Source organism: Streptomyces acidiscabies, assembly GCF_020010905.1.
Taxonomy (GTDB): Bacteria; Actinomycetota; Actinomycetes; order Streptomycetales; family Streptomycetaceae; genus Streptomyces; species Streptomyces acidiscabies.
Genome location: NZ_JAGJBY010000002.1, coordinates 1,459,105 through 1,482,698 on the forward strand (window position 1 = coordinate 1,459,105; position 23,594 = coordinate 1,482,698).

The following is a 23,594-nucleotide window of genomic DNA, read 5'->3' on the forward strand; positions in this document are numbered from 1 at the left end:
CGGTGGGGGGAAGTCGTCAGGCGTGGTGCGGTGCGGCGGACTGCTGGCCGTCGAGGAAGTCGGCGAACGCGCCGGGGTCGGGAGCCGCCCGGGGATCGGTGGGGCGTTCGGCCGCAGGTGGCACAGCGGCGGGTTTCCGGCGTGGGAGCGGCGGCGCGCCGTCCCCGGCCGGGGGATGGTCCGGCCGCGGTGACGGGACAAACGGCCGCTGTCGCGCCGGGGATACCGGTCCTGCCGGTTCGCTCCACGTCCGGTCCGGTATCCCGACGGGCTGCGGGGGCAGCGCTGCGCGCAGGAGCCGGGACGGCACGACGACCTGTGCGGTGCTTCCACCGAACGTGTTCTGCACCAACTGGACGTCGATACCGAGCTGGTGCGCGATCTTCGCGGCCGTTACGAGACCCAGCTTCCCGCTCTTCACCCGAGCCGCGATGTCCATACCGTTAGGCGCCTTGAGTAGCCGGTTCAGCTCCACCCGCAATGCGTCCGGCATCGTGAGCGCCTGGTCCTCGACCAGGACCAGCACCCCCGCCGGCACCCGGTCCGTACGGACCGTCACCCGTGCGCTCGGCGGGGAGAAACGCAGTCCGTTCTCGATCAACTCGGCCAGCAGATGGGAGAGTTCAGCGCCCGCGTGTCCGCGTAGGGCCAGTTCGTTGCCCACCTCGGTGTGGACCACGGTGACGCGCGGGTACTCCTCGACCTCGACGACCGCACCGTCGAGTACCTTCGACAACGGCACCGGCTCCCGCGTGTCCCGGAGGGACTCACCGCCCAGCACGGCCATGCTCTCCACCTGGCGGCGCAGCCGTGTCGTCTGATGGTCGGCCTTGAACAGGAGCTGGAGCATCTCGGGGTCGTCGGTCAGGTGCTCTACCTTGGTGAGCGTGTCCAGCATCCGGCTCACCAGCAGGTGCTGCCGCCTCGGCAGGCTCCGCAGGAGACCCAGCAGGACTAGCGACTCCGACTCCTCCTGGACCTGCCGCAGAGCCAGGACCGCAGCAACCGTGACCTGAGCCAGCTCCGACTCCGCCAGCGCCGCCAACCCCTCGTCCCTGTTCACGAGTTCGGCGGACGGCAGGGGAACCTCATTCCCTCGGCACAGCTCGTCGGACGACCACGACACTGTGGTGACCGCCGCCTCCGCAGCCCGCACGATCCGCTCGTGCTCGGCCATCTGGGCTTCCCGCGATGCCTGTTCTGCGGAGTTCGCCAACTGTCCAGCCAGGAAAAGGCCGTAACCGGTGGAGACGATCACTGCACATGCCAGGGCCATCAGGACATCCGCCGCCCCGACCACAGCCCCCTGCCACCAGCAGAACCCCGTCACCACCAGAGACATCGCAACGAGCAGCAGTGGAACGACGGCCGCCTGCCGGAGACGCGTCGCCAGAGCGACGTCCGGGGCTGGCCTGCGGTGCCGTGGGCTGTCGACCAAGCGGGCAGACATGAATGAGGTTCCTCAGCAGTCGACTTGAGCGGACGGGACGAGAGAAGACGTTCGGCTCCCGGAGGGAGGAGCAGCAGCGGGAAGACGGACCGACGCCGTCGTTCCCTCACCGTTGCGCCAGGGCCGCCAGACGATCTCCCCGGCCACCACGCGCACCCGCGCGAGCCCCGGATCCCCCGGCATCGCCTGACCGAAGTCGACCGTCACCGGGACTGACACCGATACGGTCAACGCCTCGTCCACGCCGATCGCCAGACCGAGCACGAATTCTTCGGCGCTGTCGCCGAGCGTCTTCACGGCGTAACCCGCCAACTCCCGGACTGCACCGACCCCGAGGGACTGATCCCCGGACCATGCAGCGCTCGTCAGCGCCGAGCGGACAAACAGGTTGAGTCCCTTGGGCAGGGGCTCCATCGGCCAGTTGGACTCCCAGGCCAGGGGACGGACCGCGACTTGGCTCGAGCCGTCGGCCAAGTAGCCGCCCGCAGGCGCCAGTTCGCGAACGTCAGCCGCAGGGACAGCGAAGGAGCACCACGTCATAGTGCCGTCGCTGCTGACCCCCCACTCCTTGGAGAGAGCGGCGATAAGTAACAGCCCTCGGCCGTTCTCCTCCTCGGCGTTCGCTTCCCTGAGACGGGCCGGCGCCGGGTTCCCGTCCGTGACTTCGACCCGCAGCTCCTGCGCGTTCGTCACCACCCTGAGCCCTGCCGGTTTTCCCTGGCCGTGCTCGACGGTGTTCGTCACCAGCTCGGAGACCGCGAGCGTGACCGCCTCACGCAGAGCCCACAGGCCCCAGTGGCGTAGGTGAGCCGAGGTGATCTTGCGCATCCGCCCGACCTGTACGGGGGTCGGTACGAAGCTCACCTCGAAGCCACGTACGGCCGTCCGCTCCACGCCGGCCGTGGCGTGGAGGTCGCGGTCCTGGCGGCAGTGGGGCGCCTCGCGGAACGTGGTCATGGGCCTATCGCATCGCGCGGCCAAGCCCCCTGCCAGGGGAAAACTGAGGGGGAAAAGTCTGTCAAGTGGGAAACCAACGGGGGGAATTGAAGCCATCATGGGGTTCCACCCACCGACAGAGGGCACGCTCATGGCGACAGATCCGTTTGCCGAACGACTCCTCCGGCTCAGGAAGGCGACGGGTCGTACGCAGGAGGAGCACGCGGAAGCGATCAACGCGGTCTCCGGGCGGGAGACCATGACCCGCCGTGAGATCAACCGCTATGAAAGCGGCAAGAACATCCCCACCAAGCGGACCATCGCCCACATCGCGGTCGCAAGCGGCGTACCTGTTGAACAATTGGAGCGAGAGGCGGCAGCCGCACGCGCCCGCAAGAGGGAGGGAGGACACGGTGGTGAAGAGGACGCGGACGACATGAAACGCCGGACCCTCCTCGGCGGCACCGTTCTCGGCGCTGCCGCTGTCACCGAGCCGTGGGGACGGCTCGCGCACGCCATCGGCAAGGCCGCCAGGATCGACTCACCCGGCGCCCACGTGCTCATCGACCGGGCCTCGGCCCTCCATGTGAGCGAGCACGACCTGGCCGCCCACCAACTTCAGGACGCGGTCGAGTCGCACTTGGACGCGATCACCGCCGTACTGCCTCGCGCTGGCGCGCACGAGCGCGAACTGACCATCGCCGCCGGAGAAACGGCCGCACTGGCGGGCTGGGTCGCCTGGGACCTCGGCGACCATCGCCGGGCACGCGCCTTCTACGAGGTGACCAAGGACTGCGCCGATGTCGCCGGACACCTCCCTCTTCGCGCCCTCGCCCTCGCCTACGCCAGCTACGGAGCCAGCACCCCCGAGAAGGCCATGCGGCTCCTCGCCCAAGCCGCCCAGGACGTCCGGGGCTTCGGCAACGCCACCGCCGCGGCCTGGATCCACGGCCGTTACTCGGAGGAAGCCGCGAACCTCGGGGACGACACCGAGGCACTACGCGCACTGGACCGAGCCCACATCGCGTACGACTTCGCCGACCACACCGCCGAGCAGGCGTGGGTCCAGTTCATGACCCCGTACCGCCTCGACTCCCTCTCGCTCTCCGTGTACGGACAACTCGGCCGACAGGAACTGACCGAGACCGCCGACAACGCGGTACGACGCCTCGGCGAGTCCCTGCCGGGTTCGGGAGTCGTCGTCCTGGGCGACCTGGCCGCTGCCCTGCTGCGCGGCGGAGACATCGACCAAGGCGTCTACGTGTCACGGCAGTTCGTCGCCGCAGCGGACGCCCGCCCCAACACCATGGGCCGGGACCGCGCCCACACCATCGCCTCACGACTCCCCGACAGTGAACGCGAACTCGCCCGCCACCTGCTCCAGTTCGCCGCCTGACGCTACGCGGACGTCTGCTCGCCCACCCACGCCAGGTACGCCTCGGACCCGCCGTCGACCTTGAAGACGACCCACTCCGGGACCTCGTAGCTGTGCTGCTCGTCGACCCACGCCGCAAGCTCCGGCAACCGCTCAGCGGTCGTCTTGTACGAGACCCGCCACTCGCGAGCGGTCTCGATCGCGCCCTTCCACCAGTACACGGCGGTCAGCGGAGGGTCGATGTGCGCGCCGGCGGCCAGCCGGTTCTCGACCGCACCACGCGCCAACGCCTTCGCCAACTCCTCGTCGTCGATGGTCGTTTGTGCGACCACAACCTTCGCCATGAGACCGCCCCTCTTGATCGGTGTATCTCTCGACCCTACCCAGCGGTGTCTCGTCAGGTTCTGGGAGGTGAGGGCGGGCAACATGTCGGGCGGCACCCTGAACTCAGCGCAGTGGCGCGAACGTGAGCACGGCCAGCAGTGCGCCCAGCGCGGTACCGGCGGCGACCTGGGCCGGAGTGTGGTCACGCAGCTCGATCCGTGACCACCCGACAAGGGCCACGAGAACGAAACCGATGAGTGCCCAGGGCCCGTATGCCACGGCGATCATGACGACGCTGCCCGCGGCCACGGCCTGATGGACGCTGATCTTCCAGGCGAAGGTGATCGCGGTGAGGGCGAACAGGGTCACCATCATGGTGACCACCATGGCGATCATCTCCTGGGGCGCATTGCAGGCCAGCATCACGCCGAGGCCGATGGCGACGGACAGGAGGATGAACGGCAGGACGACGAACCGCTGTTTGCGGGAGCCGACGTGGCGGTCGCCGTACTTGCCCTGCTTGACGCCGCGTTTGATGAACACCATGGGGATGACGGCGCAGAAGGCGGCGGCGAAGACGCCCCAGGCGATGCCGGACCAGTGGGAGCTGTGCCATCCGATGACGAGGGTGTTGAGGATGATCCAGGTCCGGGGCTCAAGTACGTCGGTGATGCGTTGTGCGGTCGGCGACTTGGTGGCGGGCATGTGGGGGTTCCGTTCGTGGTCGGGTGCGTTCAGACGGTGGTGAGCGGGGTGGGGGTGGGGTGTTTCATCGCGTCGGAGAGTGACACGAGCCAGCGGAGTTCCTCGGCAGGCGCGAGTCCCTTGTTGCCCAGCTCGGGGCGGGACCCGGAGGGGTAGGGCAGGCCGGCGGCTTTGCGCTCGATCGCGGTGCGCATCCACGCGGCCTCGCGCTGGGCCTGGGAGAGAGGAGCACGCGGGAGGTCGGCCTCGGTGACCCACTCCCGGAGTGCGAGCTGGCCGTCGCAGATCTCGATCACGCGGCGGTGCAGCCACAGTTCGACGCTGAGGACAGGCTCGCGGCGAAGGACGACGTGCGGGGTGGCGCGGGCGACGGTTTTCCAGAGGGGGCGGAGGCGACGCCAGGCGGTGTACTGGTGGTAGGTCCGTGCGGAGGCCGGTAGGAGGGGAAGCGCCTGGCCTACGACGATCAGGAGGAGCGCGGCGCTGCGCAGGGCGACGGCGACGGCGTTCTGGCAGCCGGTGGAGATCGGCGGGGTGAGGTCGGCGAGGCGGAGGTACACGAGAAGGGTCTTCTGGAAGGCGTAGACCGCTCCGAGGGATGTCCCGATGCCGAGCAGGAGCAGTCCGTTGCGCAGCCAGCGTTCTTCCGTTTCTCGAATCGCGCCGAGGAACAGCCGGGAGGCGACGAACATGGTGACGCCGAGGGAGAGTTCGAAGGTCACGGCGTGAGCGGACGGCCAGAAATGCCCCTCGACGTTCTTGAAGGGCATCGAGTCGATTTCGGGCCTGCCCGAGAGGAAGAAGGTGAGTGTCAGGGCCGCGACGGTCAGCGTCCTTCCTGCTATCCGGGCTCTGCCGCTCGGTTTCCGGTCTGGCTGTACGACGGCGATGACGAAGTTCAGGAGGCAGACGGCCGACAGGAATGCGGCGACGTGTTCGATGAGCGAGGAGATGCTGTGGATGTGGAACAGCGTGTTCGTGTAATGCGCGACTGCCGGTATCTCGAAGCTCATGGCGAAGGCGATGAGGAGGAGTGCTCCGGTCCAGGCCGTCTGCTTGCGGGTTCGCCCGAATGTCGGGAGGCGCCAGAGGGCCGCGCACCAGAGAAGACCGGCGACGATGGCATTGCTCATGAGACAGCGTCTTCTCGCTGGGGGCCGAGTGCCCTGGCGAGCCGGGTGATGATGCCGGGCCGTCCCGGGGCGAGATCGCCGGGGTGGTTGTGGCGCAGGATGTCGACCATGATTGTTGCCGCGATCTCGGCCTCTTCCTCCTGCACGGAGCTGTAGGCGGTCAGTCCCAGGGCGCGCTGGACCTGGGAGGAGTCGGCCTCGGAGAGCGCGGAGGCGGCGAGGGCCTCTACGGTCCGGTCGCTGCGGTGGTTGAGGAGCATGTGGGCCAGCTCGTGCCGGATGATCTGACTGCGGTGGCGTCGGCTGGCGGCGGCCTCGTGGAAGATGAAGTCGCTGTCCGGCATTTCGAGCCAGATGCCGCACGGCGCGTTGGTGGCCTCGATCTCCGGGAGCGGCTCCACCCGCAGGGGGCGACCGCGTTTGAGAGAGATGGCCTGGCACAACTCGTCGACGTCGCTGGGGTTTTCGAGGAAGATGCCGCGAAGTGCTTCCCTGCATTCACGTTGCAGCCGGCGCGCTTTTCGGGTGCCGGGCTGGTATCGCCGCATTCCTGTTCCTTCGTACTCACGCCCCCCGTGGTCGTTCATCCAGGTGTGCACGCGGACCGAAAGCAGAGATGAATTCCAGGTGCCGAATTTTTATACGGCGCGATGAATCCCCGGTGCAAGTAATGATCAACTCACGGCTGAGGGTCGGCCGGGTTTTCTGGTGAATCGTCAGACCGGTCAAGTCCCTCTAGTTCACGGGCTCTAGCGACCACAGCCTCGATCATCTTCAGTGACCCGGCGGAAAGTCCGGCGCTTCTCAGGGCGATGTTTCTCACACCGGCATCGGCCAGAACGCCGGCGAGTTCCGACTCCGGAGTGTCCTGACCCGGCGGCATCAGGCGTTCTTCCGGGACGCCGAAGAACTGCGCGAGCGCGGAGATCGTGTTGATCGTCGGGTTGGGTCGGTCGCCGCTGCGCAGGGCGGCCACCGCCGCCTCGCTCAGTCCTGAACCGGCGGCGATCTGGGCGGTGGTGTAGGGCCGGCCGGAGGGGGAGCGGACCTCCTCTATGACCGACTGGAGCCCGCGAGCTACCCGGCCGGAACGCTTGTCGGCTGACGTCATGGCGGTGTCCTCGGTTGGTGGCTTGCGGGCAGAACTCTACGTCAGTGGTCCTGTCGTGTCACTGCGGCGGCTAATTGGTTACTTCAGTAAGGTGCGGCTCGCTGCGGGTGAAGCGGTGGTCGGTGTCGCGTGCACCCCGTCTGAACAGTTGAAACCGTTAACTCGTGGGCGTATGTGATCTCTTCGTCATCAGATCTGACCCCTCTGCGGTAGATGTTTCAGCCACACCACAGTATGTTCATGTCCCGCAGAGGAACACCACAGTAGTGATCGGAGGGGGAGGGGAACGAAAAGCGGCGTCCGGGAGGGCCAACTCCTGAACGCCGCTCGCGACACCGAAGTGCCGACACAGTCACGCGCAGCGGGGCCTCTTAGCCCGAGTCAACCCGCTACGCGCTCCTACAAAAAGCGGAGTATCGCATGGAAACCATGCCGAGCGGAACCTTGGCATGCCCCGAAGACAGCCAGGCCAAGCGGCTGTCCGCGCAGGTCAGGGAACTGGTGGCCGGGGCGTACCGGCTGCGCGTCAGCCTCGCGCACCCCGCTCACACCTGGCCCCACCCGTACTGCCTGGTCCTAGGCGCCGACGGACGCAGCATCCCGGCCCACCATCACCTGACCAGGACGCTCGCCCGGTGGGTGATCCGGACCTTCCCCGACACCGACTGGATGACGGCCCACGAACTGGACCTCACCACCGGAGCGCTGACCGCTCGCTGCGGAAAGGGCTGCTGAGATGGCCCGCATCCGTACGGTCAAGCCGGACCTCTGGATCAACGAGCGCGTCGCGGCCTGCTCGGTGACCGCGGTGGTGACGTACATCGGCCTGTTCACCCAGGCCGACGACCACGGCCGTCACCGGGACAACGCGGCGATCATCACCGGGGTGCTGTGGCCGCTGCGCTCCGAGCACACCCCGGTCCACGTCGAGGACGACCTCCAGCAGCTCGCCGAGGCGGGGCTCATCTGCCGGTACGTCGGCTGCGACGGCAAGCGGTACCTCCACATCACCGGCTGGTTCGAGCACCAGAGGATCGAGCGGCCGAGCCAGTCCCGGCTGCCGGTGTGCACCGAGCACCACGGCGAGGACCGCTGCGGTCCGTGCAAGGGAGCGTGCACCGCGTCGTCGCCTCACGAGGAACTACCTGTCGCCGAGGTGGCGGTGAACCCTCACCGCCACCTCACGGACACCTCGACGCAGGTGGAACGTCCGGGAGCTGCCGCCTCCCAGCCGTCGGCAGGCCGGCAGGAAGCCCTGCTCGACCTCCCCGCCCCGACCGTCGCGCCCGCAGATGAATCCGCAGGTCAGACGGGTTTCGGTGAAGGATCACCGCAGCCTCACCGAAACACCGGGGAAGCCTCACCGTCCGGATCCAGGATCTTGGATCCTGGATCTTCCCCTACGGGGCGCACCGCGCCCGGCGCCTCCACCGGGGCGAACGCTCTCGTCGCCGAGTACATCCGCTCCTGCGACGAGCGCCCGCCGGGCTCGGTGCTCGGGCACCTGGGCCGGGAGGTCAAGAAGCTCCTCGACGAGGGCATCGCGGTCGACCACGTCAGGGCCGGACTGACCCGCTACGGCGAGATCCAGGGCCACCCGTCGCGGCTGCCGAGCCTGGTCAACGACTCCATGAACCGGCCCCGCAACCGCACGGGCGTCCAGACGCACCAGCCCTGGACCAACCCCACCGACGCCGTCTCCGCCTACGCCGAGGAGCTGTGATGACCGACCCGCAGCGCCTCGGCGACGGCGCCCTGCGCAGCATGGAGCGCATCCTGCGCGCCCGGGGCATGAACCCCCGTGCCCTACCCGAGACCGGCCCGGCACCGGACGCCGCTGACCGGCTGGCCCGGGTGGACGAGCGGATCCCGCCCCGCTACCGCAACGCCGAGGCCGACCAGCCGCAGGTGCGGGAGTGGGTCCGCCAGGTGATCGCCCAGGCGCGCCCCGCGAACGCGGGGGCCCGCCCGGAGATCACCACGGGACCGAGCCTGCTGATGGCCGGGGTGACCGGCGCGGGCAAGACCCACCAGGCGTACGGCGCCGTACGCGCCCTGACCCGGGCTGGGATCGCGGTGCGCTGGGAAGCCACCACGGCCGCCGACCTCTACGCCGAACTGCGCCCGCAGACCGGCACGGACACCGAGCGGACTCTCGCCAGGGTCTCCCGGGTCCCGGTGCTGATCCTCGACGAACTCGGCGGCGCGAAGACCACCGAGTGGGTCGAGGAGATCACCACCCGCCTGATCAACCGCCGGTACAACCTGCTGCTGCCGACGCTGATCACCACCAACCTCGCCATCCGGGACCTGCGCACCCAGCTCGGCGACCGCGTCGCCTCCCGCCTCGCGGAGATGACGACCCGGGTCGCCTTCGAGCCGGTCGACCGCAGACGGCAACGCCCGGCCGCCTGACCGGCCGACCGCCCCCATACCAGAACCACCCCGCTTCTCCGCCGACGCCTTCTCCGCGCGCGGAGAAGGAACGGAGCACCACACCCATGCACCGCACCCCGGCGACCCCCACCCGACGCCACCGCCTCCTCGGCGACGTCACCTGGCAGAGCGAGGCCGCTTGCCGCTCCGCCGACCTGAACACCTTCTACCCAGACCCCGCGGACCTCGACTCCGTCGCCACCGCCAAGGCCCTGTGCGCACGCTGCCCCGTACGACGGGTCTGCCTGGACGCCGCCCTGGAGACCAACGACCCCCACGGCATCCGGGGCGGCCTCACCGAGGAGGAACGCGCACCCCTCCACGAGAACGTCGCCCTGCGCATGGACCGCACCCGCGTCGAGGAAGCCCTCGCCGGCCGCGACATCCACCTCACCAAGTCCGAACGCCGCGCCGTCGCCCACGCCGCCCACCTCCGGGGCATCAGTGAGGAGCGTCTCGCCTGGATCCTGAAGGTCACCTTCGAACACGCCCAGAAGCTCCTGCGCGCCGCCCGCCTCGCCGAACAGCACCGCGAGGCCCACAACGGCGCACAGAAGAAGGGCGACCCCCGCTCGGACTTCGGTACGGCGGCGTGAACACCACCCCGACGGCACAGCTCAGCGCCTGGGACCGCGCCGCCGTGATCGCGCTCGGTGCGGCAGGCTGCGCCCTGAGCTACGACGCCCTGCGGCAGATGGCCCTCGCCATCCACGTCCGGCCCACCTTGACCTGGCTCTTCCCGATCGTGATCGACGGCTTCATCGCCTACGGCGTCCGCGCCCTCCTCGTCCTCAAGGACGCGCCGCTGCGCGCCCGCCTGTACGTCTGGGCCCTCTTCGGAACGGCGACCGCCGCCAGTATCTGGGCCAACGCCCTCCACGCGGTGCGGATCAACCAGCAGACTCCGGGGGACGGACTGCACCTCGGCGACATGGTGGTCGCGGTGCTGTCCACGATCGCGCCGCTGGCCCTGGCCGGGGCCGTCCACCTGTACATCCTGATCGCCCGCTCCCCGGACAACGGGCGGCCGGTGACCGACTGCGTCGGCCGGACAGGGGAGGTGACCGGACAGCCGGACACGGTGACCGCGTCCCGGCGGGACGGCGTCGGACAGGCGGCCACCGAAGAGGTGACCGGACGGCCCGACCGTCCGGAACTGACCGGCTCGGACACCGGCCAGGACACCTCCTCAGATGTCCGGGACAGCCGGACGACCGGACAGCCCGCCGACAAGGGCGAACGCCGGACGGAGACCCCGGCCGATCACCTCACGGACAAGGAGGAGGGCGGCCCTCACAGCAGCCAGGACACCCTGGACATCCTCCCGCTCTCCGGCCTCGAACAGCCCGCTGACCTGCGCGGACAGCTCTCCCCGGCCGGGAAGGAGGGGACGGTCGTCGACCGGGACACCAAGGCCCTGCTGGAGATCGCCCGGGAGGCTGTCCGCGCGGAGGACAAGCTCACCCGGAAGGTCGTCGCCGAGGCGATCCGAGGCCAGCGGATTCCCCTGTCCAACGACACCCTCACCACGCTCATGGTCCAGCTCCGCGCACAGCACGGACAGCAGCTCACCACCTACCGGAACTGACCGGCCTGTCCCGGGGTGACCGGCCAGGTCACCCCGGGACAACCGACCGACGGCACCCGGCCGGTCACTCCGAGCCCGAAGGGACAGACGATGCGCAGTACCCCCGCCACAGCGGCCGAAGTCGACGCCTGGCTGACCGTCCTGCACACTCACGGCCACCTCCATCACCGCGAAACCCACCCGGACGGCACCTGGAGCGTCCGGGAACACCCCGACAGCATCCCGTGGACCTTGCACCACCCGGTCCTCGCCATGGACTGGATCGAGGCCCTGGTCCGCGAGATCGCCGCGAACGAGCCGGACACCCGCCGATGAGCGGACCCGGTCCGGCACCGGCCACCGACGGCCAGGACAGTGACCGCGTCCCGGCCACCGGCGGAGCAAGCTATCCCGTACGACACTCCTACGGAGCGACGTACGGACCCGACCCCGCCCCGGGGGGCGAGGACGGGACGTCGGGTCTTCGGACGAGGGCGCCCGAAGACCCGACGGAAGACCGGCACCAGGGGGCACCGGTCTCCGGGGAGAAGCCGTACGTCCGCGTGCCGCGCCGCCGTACCCGTAACCCGAAGCCGCGCAGCCGCACGCAGTTCTTCACCGTCCGCGTCAACGCCGACGAGTACACCGAGATCACCGCCGCCGCGCGAACCCGAGCCGTCACCGCCGCACGCTTCCTCGCGACCGCCGGCCTCGCCGCCGCGCGCGGCACCAGCACGCTCGAAGCGACCGCACAGCGTGACGCCGTCGTCGACGAACTAGCTTCCCTGCGTGCTCACTTGGCGCGGGTCGGCAACAACGTCAACCAGCTCGCGCGCGGCGCCAACGTCGGCGTCGTCCCTCACCCGGACGAGCTGGCCTTCACCCTCACCCGCCTCCGCAAGACGATCGCTGTCGTCGACCGAGCCGCCGACGCGCTCGTCACCCGAAGGCCGTCATGAACCCCAACGTCACCCGAGGCGACCGCACATACGGCCTGCTCGCCTACCTCTACGGACCCGGCCGCCACAACGAACACACCGACCCCCACCTCGTCGCCTCCTGGGACGGCTTCGCACCCGACCCCGGCCGCGACCCCGACGCCACCCTCAAACACCTCGCCACCGCGCTCGACCTGAGGGTGAAGCAGGCCGGGGACAAGGCACCGGCCAAGCACGTCTGGCACTGCTCGATCCGCACCGCTCCCGAGGACCGCCACTTCACCGACGAGGAATGGGCGATGATCGCGCGACGCGTCCTGGCGGAGGCCGGCATCGCCCGCGACGACGACCCCGACTCCTGCCGCTGGGTCGCCGTCCGCCACGCCGACGACCACATCCACATCGCCGCCACCCTCGTACGCGGAGACCTCCGCCGCGCCCGCATCAACAACGACTGGCCCAAGGTCCAGGCCGCCTGCCGCACCCTGGAGAAGGAACTCGGCCTGCGCCGCCAGAACACCGGCGACGGCACCGCCGCCAAACGCGCCACCGCCGCCGAACGCCGCAAAGCCGAACGCACCGGCCGCGCGGAACCCCCACGCGACACACTCCGCACAGTCGTACGCCAGTCCCTGGCCGCAGCCGCCACGGAGACGGAGTTCTTCGACACCCTCACCCGAGCCGGACTCCGCGTCCGCCTCCGGCACGCTCCCTCCGGCGACACCCTCGGCTACTCCGTCGCCCTCCCCGACGACCACAACGCCCAAGGCGAACCCGTCTGGTACGCCGGCACCACCCTCGCACCCGACCTCTCCCTCCCCAAGATCCGCACCCGCCTCGCCACAACGTCCTCCCTCCCCGCCGGCACCGACCCGGCGACGGCCCGCCGCCGCACGACGGCCCGTCTCGACGAAGCCCTCCTGGTCCTGGCGGCCGACGAGGACGAGGCCGCCGACGACCTGACCGGCACCGGAGCCGTCCTCGACGCTCTCGCCGCCACCGCCCACCGCTCCCACCGCGCCGAACTCCTCGCAGCCGCCCGTACCTTCGAACGCGCCACCCGCAGCCACGTCCGCGCCGAGAACACCGACCGCCGCGCTCTGCGCTCCGCCGCACGCGGCATCCTCCACGCCGGCACGGCTCTGGGACGAGGTGAGGACGGCGGCACGACCGCGATGATCCTCTCCACCCTCGTCCTCATGGTCCTCGCGGCAGCTCGCTGGCACGCCGCCCGAGGCCACGCACAGCAGGCAGCCGCCGCACACCAAACTGCCGTGCACCTGCGCGCCGCGTACCACAGGACGGCCACAACTCCCCTGACCCGCCTGCGCGGTCAGGCCGAACACCTCCCCGCGACCGAGCGCCGCCACTACGACACGACGATCCGCACCACCCTCACCGACACCGGCCACCCCGACGTCCCGATGCCCGCACTCGCCGCCACCCTGGCCGAAGCCCAGGCGGCTGGCCACGACCCCGACACGCTCCTGCGCGAGGCGGCCAGCTACCGCGAACTCGACACCGCAGACTCCGTCGAACACGTCCTGGTCTGGCGCATACGACGACTCGCACGCCTCCCCGCATCGCCGGCACTCGTGCAGGCTCCGAGCGACCCGGACCCCTCGGCGGCGGGAGTCCCGGCCGTGCGGACCCGGCCAGGTCCCCGGCGCTGAACTCCCTGGACACCCGACCCTTCGGGGTGTTAGCCCTGAACAACGGACACCTGACGGAGAACCCCATGCACAGAACCCTCCCCCAGCACACCGACAACCCCACCACGACGCCAGCCGCACCGCTCCCGACGACCCGACCCGCCACACCGACCCAGAATCAGCTGAACCAGCAGGAACCGGCAGGTCCCCTCCGGGTGCGGCTGGTCGAGCATCCCGGTCCCTACGCGCTGCGCGGGATGCCGGTGTGGTGCACGCAGTGCAGAGCCAAGAGGGACTGGGTCTTCATCAACCAGGGCCGCAACGTCTGGGTCAGCTGCCGCTGCGGACATACCTGGCACGAACCGGAGATCACCCGCGCCGACTATGACGCGATCAGTATCCCCGGCAGCACCACGTACCTCACCGTCGAAGCGGCTCTAGAAGCCCTCGGGTTCGACGGGAGCCTCCGGGGGATCTACTTCGATTAAGGAGAAGCCTCGTCAGGCAACGACTCGGGCTCGGAAGGCTCTTCGTCGAGGTGTAGACAGCGGATCAGGACCATACGGTCGTCGATCTCCGCGTCACGCCATCCGAGTTCGTCGCATTCCCCACACTGGGCAATCCAGCGACGGTCTCGGACGCGGGCGACGCGGACGTGCTCGGCACAGCCCGGAGCGAGAGCGAGCAATGGCTGGTGCCAAGGGCGACTGTTGTACTCCGGTACCGGTTGCCGCCGTTCGATCGCGTCGCAGATCTTGCCCTCCAGGGTTGTGACGGCGGCGGAGGAAGCCTCGACGGCACCGAGGTTCTTGCGTTCTTTCCAGGACGACGCGGAGTCGGCGGCACGCCAGGCGAGACAGATCATCTGCCCCGTTGTGAAGCCCTGTTCGAAGCCTCGCTCGACGAATGTCGCGAGATCGTGCATACGAGCCGGAGGGACCTCGGGGTAGCGGTACTCCGCCACCAACTGCTCGTTGAAGTAGGTCACCATGTCGGCAACCTCCATCCGCCTGACCAGCGTGGCCAGCTCCTTTCGGGCCGCGGCCCCCGCTTCTCCGTGCGCCAGTTGCAGATGCTTCCTGGCTTTGTCGATCACGGCCTGCGCATGCGTGGTGCCGCCCACCAGTCGCCAACTCGCCAGCCATACCGCGTAGGACACTGTGCCGTCCTGTCCTCGCCTGGTACCACCGGCTGGGGAACTGGGGTGCACGGCGAGGAGTCCGAGGGCGTACAAATCCAGGACGGCGGCGTGGTCCTCCTCGGGGAAGCCCGTCCAAGTGCCTGGGCTGAGTTCCTCGAAACTGGGGATTGGCCTCATGGGGTCGGCACAAGTGTGCCGGAGCATCGCGCTGAGGACGACGAAGGCTGCGGCGCTGATTCTCCCCACTTGAAGATCGGGGTCGGGTTCCCGATCATCCTCCGCCTGCCTGAAGTCAGCAATCTGCTGAGCGAGCCTTTGCTGCTCGCGTTCCGCTTCCTGCTGGGCTTTCTCTTGCTCGATGAGGCGAGCTTCATTCTGCTGCTTGAGCTCCTTGGCCTGAAGGGTCCGGCACGGAGGGCAGCGGAAGTTGGTTGCTCTGCGGTTGAGTTGGGGCCCCGTGAGGAGGCGTGCTTCCCGCCGACTGGCCACTTGGGTCGGTTCCCCGCACACCGAGCAGACGTGGGTGAGCAGGAGGACGTGCGAGGCTTTGGCCACGGTGGTCTCCACCTGGGAGGTGTCACCGAGTTCGCCGATGCGATGCGCCCAGTTTCCTTTCGCGTCCAGCGCCCAGTATCGCTGGCACAGTTCACGGGTCTTCGCTGATGAAGCTTGTTTCAACGCAAGGCGCAACCTGGGGCCGGGGCCCTCAGGTAGGTCGGTGAAGACCAGCCTCGGAGTCTTCACCCGTTTGCCCCCCATGGCTTCTCGCTCCCGGCGGCGTCCACGCTTGCCCATGATGATCTCCAGACTTGACGGTCGGCTAGCCCGATAGTGTGTCGAGTAGGAGCCGGCCGATCTGGGTCGTTTAGACCGGACAAGCGAGAGCAGCTGGGAAGAAAGGTATTTTCTGTTCCTCCGATCGGATGATTCGGTGAGGCTCTTCCGTGTTGCCACTCCAGTGTGAGGACTGCCGCGGCGATTGACGTCATTCGATTCGGGCTGCACCGGGATCTGCGGAAGGTGCGCCAGGACTTCAGCCGTACGACGCCGCGTTCAACCGGTGTTCGTGCGGCGGACAGCGCGCCGCAGTTGACGGTTTGAGGGGTCGGTGTGAGTTCGTGGCCCGGCGGGCATCTGAGGGGTGTTGTTACCCACGGGCTGGCTCCCCACGCAGGCACGGTCGGCGAGGATCGAGACGCCCTGACGTTCGCGGATCCGGATGATCAGGTGGGTGCGGGCCGCAGTCAAGTCGTGGGTCTCTTCCGGACAACAAAGAAGGGCGCCCTCAGCCGGAGGACGCCCTTCTTTGTTGCTTTACGCGGCCAGTCAGGCGTTGGTCTTCGTGTACGCCTAGCGGATGGTCACGGGGACCCAGCCAGGGTCGTTGACCTCATGCTCGTTCATGTTTGTCCACGCCCGGATCGCGGCAACGTCCTCATCGCGCAATCGAGCACTGGCCGCAGCGCGAGCGCCCGTCGAACGCGGCGTCGCGAGGCTGAAGTCCTGACGGATCTTCTTCAAGTCTCGATGTAGCCCCAACCGCATGACGTCAATCACCAGGACATTCTCACGCTGGAGCGGCAGCGCTGAAAAAACTCATTTCTCGGAAGCGTAAGAGTAGTCCGAGAGCCAGCCGGTAGCGACGCTATCCCCTCGGCGGCTGAAGATTGCGAGGCCCAGTTGGGAATCTTCACCCATACCCTCTTCCGAGGGGAAAGGGGTGGTGTTTTCCTCACCGTCGCTGACGGCGTAGTGGGCATGAGGGCCGTTCCAGATGACGACGGTATGGCCGATCGGGGCCTGCCATACGGCTTCCTGTTCACGTAAGTCGGCCCGGCTTCCGGTAGTGCGTTCGCGCAGCAGGGCCGTGTACGCATCGTCGGAGATCTGGCACTGTGCCGGGCGTCCTCCGGCGGTCCAGTCGGGCGAGAGGACGGCGTGCTTCCTTGCCGATGCCCACATCCGAGGGACGAACTCGGAGGACTTCACCGGTGTGGCCATCTGCTCGAGGATCCACAGGAGACGTCCCGAACCACGACTCGGGGCGATATGACGCCAGCGGATGCGGCGTGCGAGATCGGAGGAGACGATCACAGACCACGGGTGAGCGGAGTTCAATGTGCCCTGTGCGCCCAGCCAGTAGAGGTAGCGCTCAGCTTCGGTGAAGACGGAATACATGGCCTCGACGGGGATGCCGCCTACGTGACGTCGGCCGCTGCGGAAGGCTCGCGGGCTGCGGGCGAGAGTCAGCAGGCATGCATGGGCGAAGTCCCCGGGCGCGAGACCGCGCGGTGCAGCGAGCCCGCCTCCGTACTCCTCGGTCGGTGGGTCGGCGTCGAGGTATCCCTCCTTCTTCAACAGTCGCTGGACGGAGTCGCGCATCCGTTCCCCGACTGGTGCCAGGGACAGATCCGGCAGGACAACGCTGATGGTCTCGATCAGTACGCCCTCGGCCGTCGCGGGGTCCGTGGGAAGTTCCAACCGGCCCACATGGGTGCGTACTTCGTGGGCCGAGACTGCCGAGACCATCAACCGTGCGGTCAGAAGCCCCAGTTCGGTCGCGGTCAGCTCATTGTCGGTCTCGCCCATCGGGCGGTGCTGGAGGAAATCGGCCCGGACGAGGAAGCGGAGCGCTTCAGTCAACGGGGCCAGGTCGCGGTGGCCCTGATGGTAGGCGAGCGTCTGTTTCCACCAGGCGTACGCCTCGCGCACCGTGGTGATCCGCCGCTGCACGACTTCGGCGAGCACATGGTCGGGCAGGCTGTTGCCGATCTGAGAAGAGACCGTGTAGCCGGCCGCGAGCTTGGCCTGCCAGAGAGGGCGTTCGGCTTCGTCGGTGAGCAGGTAGGCCCAGCCTTCCCGTTCACCGGCGCCTGCCCGACCCGCCCGCCCAAACATCTGCTGGACCATGGAGACCTCGATGTCGTCGAGGCCGATACGGGTGTCCCGGACCACCACGGCGCGTGCGGGCAGGTTGACGCCGGCGGCAAGGGTGGAGGTGGCGACCACGACGTCGGTCTCACGACGGTCGAAGTCCGCGACCGTGTCGCGTTTGTAGGGCCAGTCGCTGTAGTGCAGCCCCACTCCGGCCTCTCGGCAGACCTGGTGCACCTGGTCTGCGTCGTCCGGATCCACTTTGGTCGTGGAGGCACCTCGGTTGGCGGCGATCGCCAGAGCGGTGGTCCGTACGTTGCGTTTGCTGCCGCAGAAGACGAGCACGCTGCCTTGCTCTTTGACGAACATGGCCGTAATACGCACTGCGGCATTGGTACGCGCCAATTGCTGGGCTGCGCGGTCGAAGCTCACGGGGAGCAGGGGAAGTTGCCAGACCAGCCGAGTGGGGCGCCAGATGACACGGACCAGTTCGGCGTGGAGCCACTCCGCGATGTCCTCGGCGTTGGAGACGGTCGCGGACAGTCCCACGATCCGTACTTCGCTGGCGGTTTCCCGGACTCGCGCGAGTAAGGCTTCCAGGACCGGGCCGCGGACGGGGTCGCCAAGGAGGTGGATCTCGTCCACGACGAGGCAGCCGACGTCTGCGAGTGTCTGGCGCATGCTGGCGGCGCGGCACAGGGCCTCGAACTTCTCCGTGGTGCTGATCCAGACGTCGGCCTGCTTGATCTGCTCCTGGTCGGTGGCGTGTTCGCCAGAGAGCCGGACCACCCGTAGTCCGTTGCGGCGCCAGAGTTCCAGGTCCCGGTCGAGTTCGTCGGTGAGTGAGCGTTGCGGTACCAGCCAGACGGCCTTGCGTCCGGCGAAATGCGCCTTGAGCGCCCCGGTCATACCGATCGGGGTCTTGCCGGCCCCAGTGGGCGCCACCACGACGACGTGACCGTCGCTGCCCAGGACCGCTGGGACTGCCATGCACTGCGCCGGATTGAATGTGGGGTACGGCAAGAAGGGTGTCCACGCCTGGGGAACAAGTTCGGTCACCGACAGGAACACAGGAGGCTCCTGAGGTGTGGGGGCAAGAGATTCCCAGGCGAGGTCGAAGCAGTCTCGGGCGGCGTAGGCGCCAAGGCCGCCGACCGGCGAGCAGTTGGAGTCTTCATTCGGGAAGCGGGGGTGGGCGACCAAGTCGGCCTGCCCACCCTGCTCATTGACCGTCGATACCTCCTCCGACTCCAACCAGTGCGGTACTCGGCGGAACGGAACCGACAGCTCACCGAGACGATCGGCGAGATCTTGGAAACGCTCGGAGTCCGGCAGGATCACCCGCAGGTCGACTTCGTCAGGAAGCGATTCTGGGCTCCAATTCGGCTGTGTGACCTTGACCCAGTGGAGCCTACGAGTCTCGGGACCGACCGGTCGCGGCAGGTCTTCCGGCCACCGCGCGTTTTCCGGACGACGAGGACGAGACGTCCCCCACACTGTCCCGGACACCGCAGGAATCCCTGCTTCAGGGGGTCGCTGCTGTGGAACGGGCGTCGGGTTGAGTTGCTTCCTGGCCGAGGGCGCAGGCTTCTTGAGACTTGAGTACCCCGTCAGGCCCAGATCTCTGAGGGTGTACGCCCGTGCACAGGGCGGACAGACCACGGCGGCGTAGTGCTGGTTCCGACCTCGGCTGACATACGGCTTCCGCACCGTATGCAGCCCCTCGCTGCAGAGCGTGCACGGAAAGGGGACCTCCTCGCCGTAGACCCATCCCGGCTCGTCGAACCGGGCGGGCAACTCGCCCGCCAGTTCGACCTGCCAGCGGTCGAGCACGACTTGGGCGACCGTCCGCTCACCAGGAGGTGTCCCGGAGCCGGCCGCGGGTGCGTCATCGGAGGTCGTAGACACCTACGTTCCTTGCCCTCGCCTTGCGTTGCTGGCCTACGGTAGTTCCGCGCTGAGCTTGACTGCGGTACTACTGGGGGATGTTGACCGGTGCTAGCGGTGGGGCGTCTGGTGTGCCGCTGTGGACGTGATGGCCCCGAGCCACTCTTTCCAGTGGTCCTCGCCGAGGCCAAGGCAGGCTCTTTGAAGCTCAGGAGGCCGGAAATTACTGGCAGTTGGTCTCTGTCCATGCGTCAGCCCATTGGTACGCGGGCATAGATGTGCTTCCTTTGTACGCCATGGTGGCTGGGTGGATGCGGAACAACACACTTCGTATCGGATTCCCCCGCGCCGTCCCTCATTGATGGCCGAACTGCACCGCCAACTGCCCAGCGTGAACGACCGGATCAACTGGCTCTCCGCGCTCGCGGACCCCACTGAGTACGAACAGATCACCGATGACCTGTACGCCGTGTTCATCACGGCGCGAGACCTTGCTCCGGCCCGCAACGCCACTGGATGTTCCCGTCACCCCAACGGCCCGGTCGACACTGAGGCTCCCGCTGGTTGGGGGCTCTGCCTGCTCTGCAACACCAGCCGTCGGATCGGTAACCCCAGTGCCAGAGCAGCGCCGGAACTTCAGCGGAGTATGTGGGTGATCCCTCAACCTCCCTACGACCACCGCGCGTTGACCGGCACTATGAAGACTCTCAACGAGGCCGTCGCGGACCTCGGATTCTGTTCCCCCGACCTGGACTTCGAGCGCGTCGCCGACCTTGTGCACTGCGCCTTCTGGATCGCCCGCGAGCTTGCCCGGCCACCCAGCGAGTCCGGCTGTTCACAACATCCGAATGCGCCCATCGACCACGACGCGCCTGGAGGGCCGCAGTGCCTGTTCTGCCTTGGTCGTCAGCGGCGTGCCCTCCTCGGCGAACCCACCGTCAATGTCCGCCCCAGCCGTCCGCTTCCTGCGCCTCGGCGCCCACCACGCACCTGGCTCATCCATCCCACAGACGACACCTGACCGAAGCCTGCCGTGTATTCGGTGCTCCAGGAAGCCATTCCCCGCTGAAGGCGCGTCCGAGAAAGGTCTTACTTCCGTGACCATCACACAAGTAGAACTCGGCGAGGAGTGCATTGAGGGGGTCGTCGGACATGTGTTGTACATCAGCCACGATCAGACGACCCTGCTGCGGATCACGCTGACGGCGGACGACGACGCCCCCGAAGCCGAAGTCACCGCCAAAGGGATGGCTCTCTTCGGCTGCAAGCCCGGAGAGAGCCTTCGGCTTACCGGAACATGGACTCTGCATCCCCGCTACGGTCGCCAGTTCGCGGCCCGCCGGTGCGAACGCACCCTGCCCGCCGGAGTACGTGCCATCCGCCTCTATCTTGCTTCCGGCCTGATCCGCGGCATTGGTGCGGCGATGGCCCAGGCCATCGTCCACCGCTTCGCGGACCAGACTCTCCACATCATCGACACTGACCCCGAGCAGCTGCTCGAAGTCTTCGGTATCGGCCCCAAGCGGCTCGCAGGGATTCTCGAAGCCTGGGCGGAGCAGAAGGCGGTCGCCGAACTCATGGTCATTCTGCAAGGGCTAGGCATTTCCCCGAACCTGGCAGTGAAGATCTACGACCACTATCACAAGGCCGGCCGCAACCCGCTCGCCGTCGTACAGGAGACGCCCTACAGCCTCTGCCGGGAGGTACGTGGCATCGGCTTCCACACCTCCGACAGTATCGCGCTAGCCTCCGGGGTACCGAAGCACAGCGCCGAACGGCTCCAAGCGGCGCTCCTCGCCGCCCTGGACTCGTCGGTCGCTAAAGGCGACTGCCACCTCGCCGAGGGCGACCTTCTGAAACGTACCCGGGACCTACTTGAGGACAACGACCCGGCCACCGGCCTCATCCTGCACGACGACGTTCTCGGTGAGGCACTGACTGTGTTGCGCCGCATCGGCCACGTCGTCATGGAGAGCATTCCGCTGCGTGTGCGCGAGGACCTCGACACCTTCCACGCGGTGGACACCGTGAGTACCCCCCGAATGCATCGGGCGGAGACCATCCTGGCAGAACACACCCGCAGACTTCTTGATGCCAACCAGAGCTCGCTAAACGGCAGATGGGAGAAGGCACTTGAAGCCCTTCCCGAAGCGGGCACTCTTACCTCCGAGCAACGCCGAGGCGTCCTGGGGGCCTTCACTCACACCCTCTCGGTTCTCACCGGCGGACCGGGGTGCGGCAAGACGCACACCCTGCGCACCGTCGTCGCACTCGCCGGTGGCCTCGGTCTCACCGTGGCGCTGGCCGCGCCGACCGGCAAGGCCGCCAACCGGCTGGCGCAGATGAGCGGACAGGAGGCCCATACGGTCCACCGGCTCCTGAGAGCGCCGGAGGGGGACACCCTCTTCGATCACTCCAGTCCTCTGGCAAGCGCTGACCTCATCGTCATCGACGAAGCCTCGATGTTGGACGTACAACTTGCCGCAGAGCTTTTCACCAAGGTTCCCACCGGCAGCCGCCTCCTCCTGGTCGGCGACGTCGATCAACTGCCCAGCGTCGGGCCAGGACTTGTCCTGCGAGACCTGCTTGCTGTACCGGCTATTCCTCGGACCCGCCTTACTACGATCTTCCGGCAGGGCAACGACAGCACGTCCATTGTCGACAACGCGCACCTCATCTTGAACGGCGACCGCCCGCAACACGCCCGGGGGACATTCGAGATGTCCCCGTGGCAGAGCGGCGAGAACATCGCCGACGAAGTGGTCCGGCTCGTCCGGAACCGGCCGACGCACGTGAGCCTCGACGACATCCAAGTCCTCTGCCACACCAAGCGCAGGGACGCAGGGATCGTTGACCTCAACATGCGCCTCCAGCAAGCCCTCAACCCTGCTGCGCCCGACAAAGCGGAACATCATCACGACGGCCGGGTACTGCGTGTTGGCGACAAAGTCGTGCAGACCCGCACCTTGCGCGAGATCAGCCTGTTCAACGGAACGACAGGAGTCATCAGAAGCATCGACGCGGAAGCGGCGCAACTCCGCATCGACTTTGAAGGCCAGGAACTTGCGTACCCCTTCCCCGAACTCGACGGCCTCCTGCACGCGTACGCGATGACTGTCCACCGCGCTCAGGGCAGTGAATACCCGTACGTCATCATCGCCCTGCCCTGGACAGCACCACTACTGCTCACCCGGAACCTTCTCTACACCGCTGTCACCCGGGCGCGGCTCCGGGTCTTCCTGCTGTTCCAGCAGGAAGCCGTGCAGCGGGCACTGGACAACAGGAGCGGCAATCGTCGCAACACGGCTTTGGAACACCGGATCAGCAGGCGAATCACGCAAGTTCCGGCTCCCCGAGCCGAGGACTTGGATCGACTCGTCTGGTGATCAACTCGGGTGGTGGAAGAACCCTGTGTCCTCGCTGGGATAGCCACGTCCAAGGCGAAGGCCGCTCCGCTGATGTGCGGAGCGGCCGTCCTGAGGTTCAGGTGGGGAGCGCGAGTGAGTGGTTGAGGGCGCGGGTCGCGACGCGGAGTGCGGAGCACAGGCTCCGGACTTCGTGGAGGGTGGGGCGGGTGATGTCGGGCCAGTGGTCGGGGGAGTTGGGCCAGGTGGCGAGGCGGACGGGGCCGGTGGCGAGGCCGAGGTGGGCCTGGACGTTCCAGCCGGTGGGGGCGGGTTCCCAGTGGAGAGCGACCTGGCCGAGGGCGAGAGGGGTGTCGTCGGTGAGCCAGCGGATATGTATGGGCCGGTCGGGGGTGTGAGGGGCGGTCAGGACGAGGGCGCCTCGGGTTTCGGGCGGCATGGGGTGGGTGGCGTGTGGTGGAGCAGAGGCGCGGGGGGCTTTCGGGTCAGGTCCAGTTGAGGGCTTCGGCGACGGGGTGGGGGAGGTAGTCGTCCTGGCCGTTCTCGGCGATGTAGGCGGTGTTGTCGTGGACGATGAGGTGGGGGCGGATGTGGTGGGTGAAGGGGAAGCCGGGGGTGATGGCGAGGCGTACGGGGAGGTGGCCGGGGAGGGTCTGGAGCTGGTCGATGAGGTCGGTGACGGTGCAGGTGTTCGGCATGA

23 protein-coding genes and 2 pseudogenes are annotated in these 23,594 nt (G+C 67.9%); 13 read left to right on the plus strand and 12 right to left on the minus strand.

The genetic code is table 11. The annotated features are described in order from the left end of the window. Positions 1–16 precede the first annotated feature (16 nt). Together J8M50_RS33460 and J8M50_RS33465 are read right to left on the minus strand one after the other, a co-directional pair. Entirely contained in the window at positions 17–1,450 is a 1,434-nt protein-coding gene (locus J8M50_RS33460; RefSeq protein ID WP_162138040.1) for a sensor histidine kinase, read from the minus strand. Positions 1,451–1,462: 12 nt separating this feature from the next. Continuing rightward, positions 1,463–2,407, minus strand: a complete 945-nt coding sequence (locus tag J8M50_RS33465) for an ATP-binding protein (RefSeq protein ID WP_010349971.1) — start codon at positions 2,405–2,407, stop codon at positions 1,463–1,465. Positions 2,408–2,537: 130 nt separating this feature from the next. Here J8M50_RS33465 and J8M50_RS33470 point away from each other — a divergent pair, with 130 nt between their 5' ends. Then, positions 2,538–3,782, plus strand: a complete 1,245-nt coding sequence (locus tag J8M50_RS33470; protein ID WP_029183308.1) for a helix-turn-helix transcriptional regulator — start codon at positions 2,538–2,540, stop codon at positions 3,780–3,782. A 2-nt stretch (positions 3,783–3,784) separates the two neighbouring features. Here J8M50_RS33470 and cutA read toward each other — a convergent pair whose 3' ends face one another. From cutA to J8M50_RS33495, 5 genes are all read right to left on the minus strand, one after another. Continuing rightward, positions 3,785–4,105, minus strand: coding sequence for a divalent-cation tolerance protein CutA (gene cutA, locus J8M50_RS33475; protein WP_010349969.1), 321 nt, complete (start codon positions 4,103–4,105; stop codon positions 3,785–3,787). Between the two features lie 103 nt (positions 4,106–4,208). After that, positions 4,209–4,790 (minus strand): phosphatase PAP2 family protein, encoded by a 582-nt coding sequence (locus tag J8M50_RS33480; RefSeq protein ID WP_010349968.1) that lies wholly within the window; start codon positions 4,788–4,790, stop codon positions 4,209–4,211. Between the two features lie 29 nt (positions 4,791–4,819). Next, positions 4,820–5,923 carry an MAB_1171c family putative transporter gene (locus tag J8M50_RS33485; protein WP_010349967.1) on the minus strand — a complete coding sequence of 368 codons (1,104 nt, stop codon included), beginning with the start codon at positions 5,921–5,923 and terminating at the stop codon, positions 4,820–4,822. After that, entirely contained in the window at positions 5,920–6,471 is a 552-nt protein-coding gene (locus J8M50_RS33490; RefSeq protein ID WP_010349966.1) for a hypothetical protein, read from the minus strand. Before J8M50_RS33490 ends, J8M50_RS33485 begins: the two co-directional genes overlap by 4 nt. Before the next feature lie 131 nt (positions 6,472–6,602). Next, positions 6,603–7,034, minus strand: coding sequence for a helix-turn-helix domain-containing protein (locus J8M50_RS33495; RefSeq protein WP_010349964.1), 432 nt, complete (start codon positions 7,032–7,034; stop codon positions 6,603–6,605). A gap of 429 nt (positions 7,035–7,463) precedes the next feature. Between J8M50_RS33495 and J8M50_RS33500 the strand changes: the two genes are divergently transcribed. The 9 genes from J8M50_RS33500 to J8M50_RS33540 all read left to right on the plus strand — a co-directional run bounded on the left by J8M50_RS33500 (position 7,464) and on the right by J8M50_RS33540 (position 14,115). Continuing rightward, positions 7,464–7,769, plus strand: a complete 306-nt coding sequence (locus tag J8M50_RS33500; protein ID WP_010349963.1) for a hypothetical protein — start codon at positions 7,464–7,466, stop codon at positions 7,767–7,769. 1 nt (position 7,770) lies between these two features. After that, positions 7,771–8,757: a hypothetical protein gene (locus J8M50_RS33505; protein WP_010349962.1), complete on the plus strand. Its 987-nt coding sequence runs from the start codon at positions 7,771–7,773 to the stop codon at positions 8,755–8,757. Further along, positions 8,757–9,449, plus strand: a complete 693-nt coding sequence (locus J8M50_RS33510; protein WP_010349961.1) for an ATP-binding protein — start codon at positions 8,757–8,759, stop codon at positions 9,447–9,449. Before J8M50_RS33505 ends, J8M50_RS33510 begins: the two co-directional genes overlap by 1 nt. A gap of 86 nt (positions 9,450–9,535) precedes the next feature. Further along, the gene (locus tag J8M50_RS33515; RefSeq protein WP_010349960.1) at positions 9,536–10,066 is read left to right on the plus strand and encodes a WhiB family transcriptional regulator; all 531 of its coding nucleotides are present in this window, start codon (positions 9,536–9,538) and stop codon (positions 10,064–10,066) included. Beyond that, positions 10,063–11,058: a DUF2637 domain-containing protein gene (locus tag J8M50_RS33520; protein WP_010349959.1), complete on the plus strand. Its 996-nt coding sequence runs from the start codon at positions 10,063–10,065 to the stop codon at positions 11,056–11,058. Before J8M50_RS33515 ends, J8M50_RS33520 begins: the two co-directional genes overlap by 4 nt. Before the next feature lie 90 nt (positions 11,059–11,148). Next, positions 11,149–11,373: a hypothetical protein gene (locus tag J8M50_RS33525; protein WP_029183306.1), complete on the plus strand. Its 225-nt coding sequence runs from the start codon at positions 11,149–11,151 to the stop codon at positions 11,371–11,373. Beyond that, the gene (locus J8M50_RS33530; RefSeq protein WP_010349956.1) at positions 11,370–11,996 is read left to right on the plus strand and encodes a plasmid mobilization protein; all 627 of its coding nucleotides are present in this window, start codon (positions 11,370–11,372) and stop codon (positions 11,994–11,996) included. The genes J8M50_RS33525 and J8M50_RS33530 overlap by 4 nt, the downstream gene beginning before the upstream one ends. Then, positions 11,993–13,648: a relaxase/mobilization nuclease domain-containing protein gene (locus J8M50_RS33535; RefSeq protein ID WP_010349954.1), complete on the plus strand. Its 1,656-nt coding sequence runs from the start codon at positions 11,993–11,995 to the stop codon at positions 13,646–13,648. The genes J8M50_RS33530 and J8M50_RS33535 overlap by 4 nt, the downstream gene beginning before the upstream one ends. Positions 13,649–13,713: 65 nt before the next feature. Continuing rightward, entirely contained in the window at positions 13,714–14,115 is a 402-nt protein-coding gene (locus tag J8M50_RS33540; protein WP_010349953.1) for a hypothetical protein, read from the plus strand. Here J8M50_RS33540 and J8M50_RS33545 read toward each other — a convergent pair. Next, a complete protein-coding gene (locus J8M50_RS33545; RefSeq protein ID WP_141655518.1) occupies positions 14,112–15,563 on the minus strand; it encodes a hypothetical protein in 1,452 nt (483 codons plus the stop codon). The genes J8M50_RS33540 and J8M50_RS33545 overlap by 4 nt on opposite strands. 152 nt (positions 15,564–15,715) lie before the next feature. Beyond that, a pseudogene (locus J8M50_RS33550) lies at positions 15,716–16,034 on the minus strand (transposase family protein); the annotation flags it as partial. Between the two features lie 178 nt (positions 16,035–16,212). Here J8M50_RS33550 and J8M50_RS33555 point away from each other — a divergent pair. After that, positions 16,213–16,358 (plus strand): annotated as a pseudogene (locus J8M50_RS33555) (IS5/IS1182 family transposase); the annotation flags it as partial. Positions 16,359–16,364: 6 nt separating this feature from the next. On the opposite strand, the gene J8M50_RS33560 reads toward J8M50_RS33555, so the two are convergent. Then, complete coding sequence (locus J8M50_RS33560) at positions 16,365–19,550, minus strand: DEAD/DEAH box helicase (RefSeq protein WP_223786366.1); 3,186 nt, start codon at positions 19,548–19,550, stop codon at positions 16,365–16,367. A 286-nt stretch (positions 19,551–19,836) separates the two neighbouring features. Between J8M50_RS33560 and J8M50_RS33565 the strand changes: the two genes are divergently transcribed. Both J8M50_RS33565 and recD2 read left to right on the plus strand, forming a co-directional pair. Next, positions 19,837–20,550 carry a hypothetical protein gene (locus J8M50_RS33565; RefSeq protein WP_223786367.1) on the plus strand — a complete coding sequence of 238 codons (714 nt, stop codon included), beginning with the start codon at positions 19,837–19,839 and terminating at the stop codon, positions 20,548–20,550. A gap of 76 nt (positions 20,551–20,626) precedes the next feature. Next, the gene (gene recD2 / locus J8M50_RS33570; RefSeq protein WP_010349947.1) at positions 20,627–22,915 is read left to right on the plus strand and encodes an SF1B family DNA helicase RecD2; all 2,289 of its coding nucleotides are present in this window, start codon (positions 20,627–20,629) and stop codon (positions 22,913–22,915) included. A gap of 97 nt (positions 22,916–23,012) precedes the next feature. Here recD2 and J8M50_RS33575 read toward each other — a convergent pair whose 3' ends face one another. Beyond that, positions 23,013–23,333, minus strand: coding sequence for a hypothetical protein (locus tag J8M50_RS33575; protein ID WP_010349946.1), 321 nt, complete (start codon positions 23,331–23,333; stop codon positions 23,013–23,015). Between the two features lie 46 nt (positions 23,334–23,379). After that, a complete protein-coding gene (locus tag J8M50_RS33580; protein ID WP_010349945.1) occupies positions 23,380–23,592 on the minus strand; it encodes a hypothetical protein in 213 nt (70 codons plus the stop codon). Between the last annotated feature and the right edge of the window lie 2 nt (positions 23,593–23,594).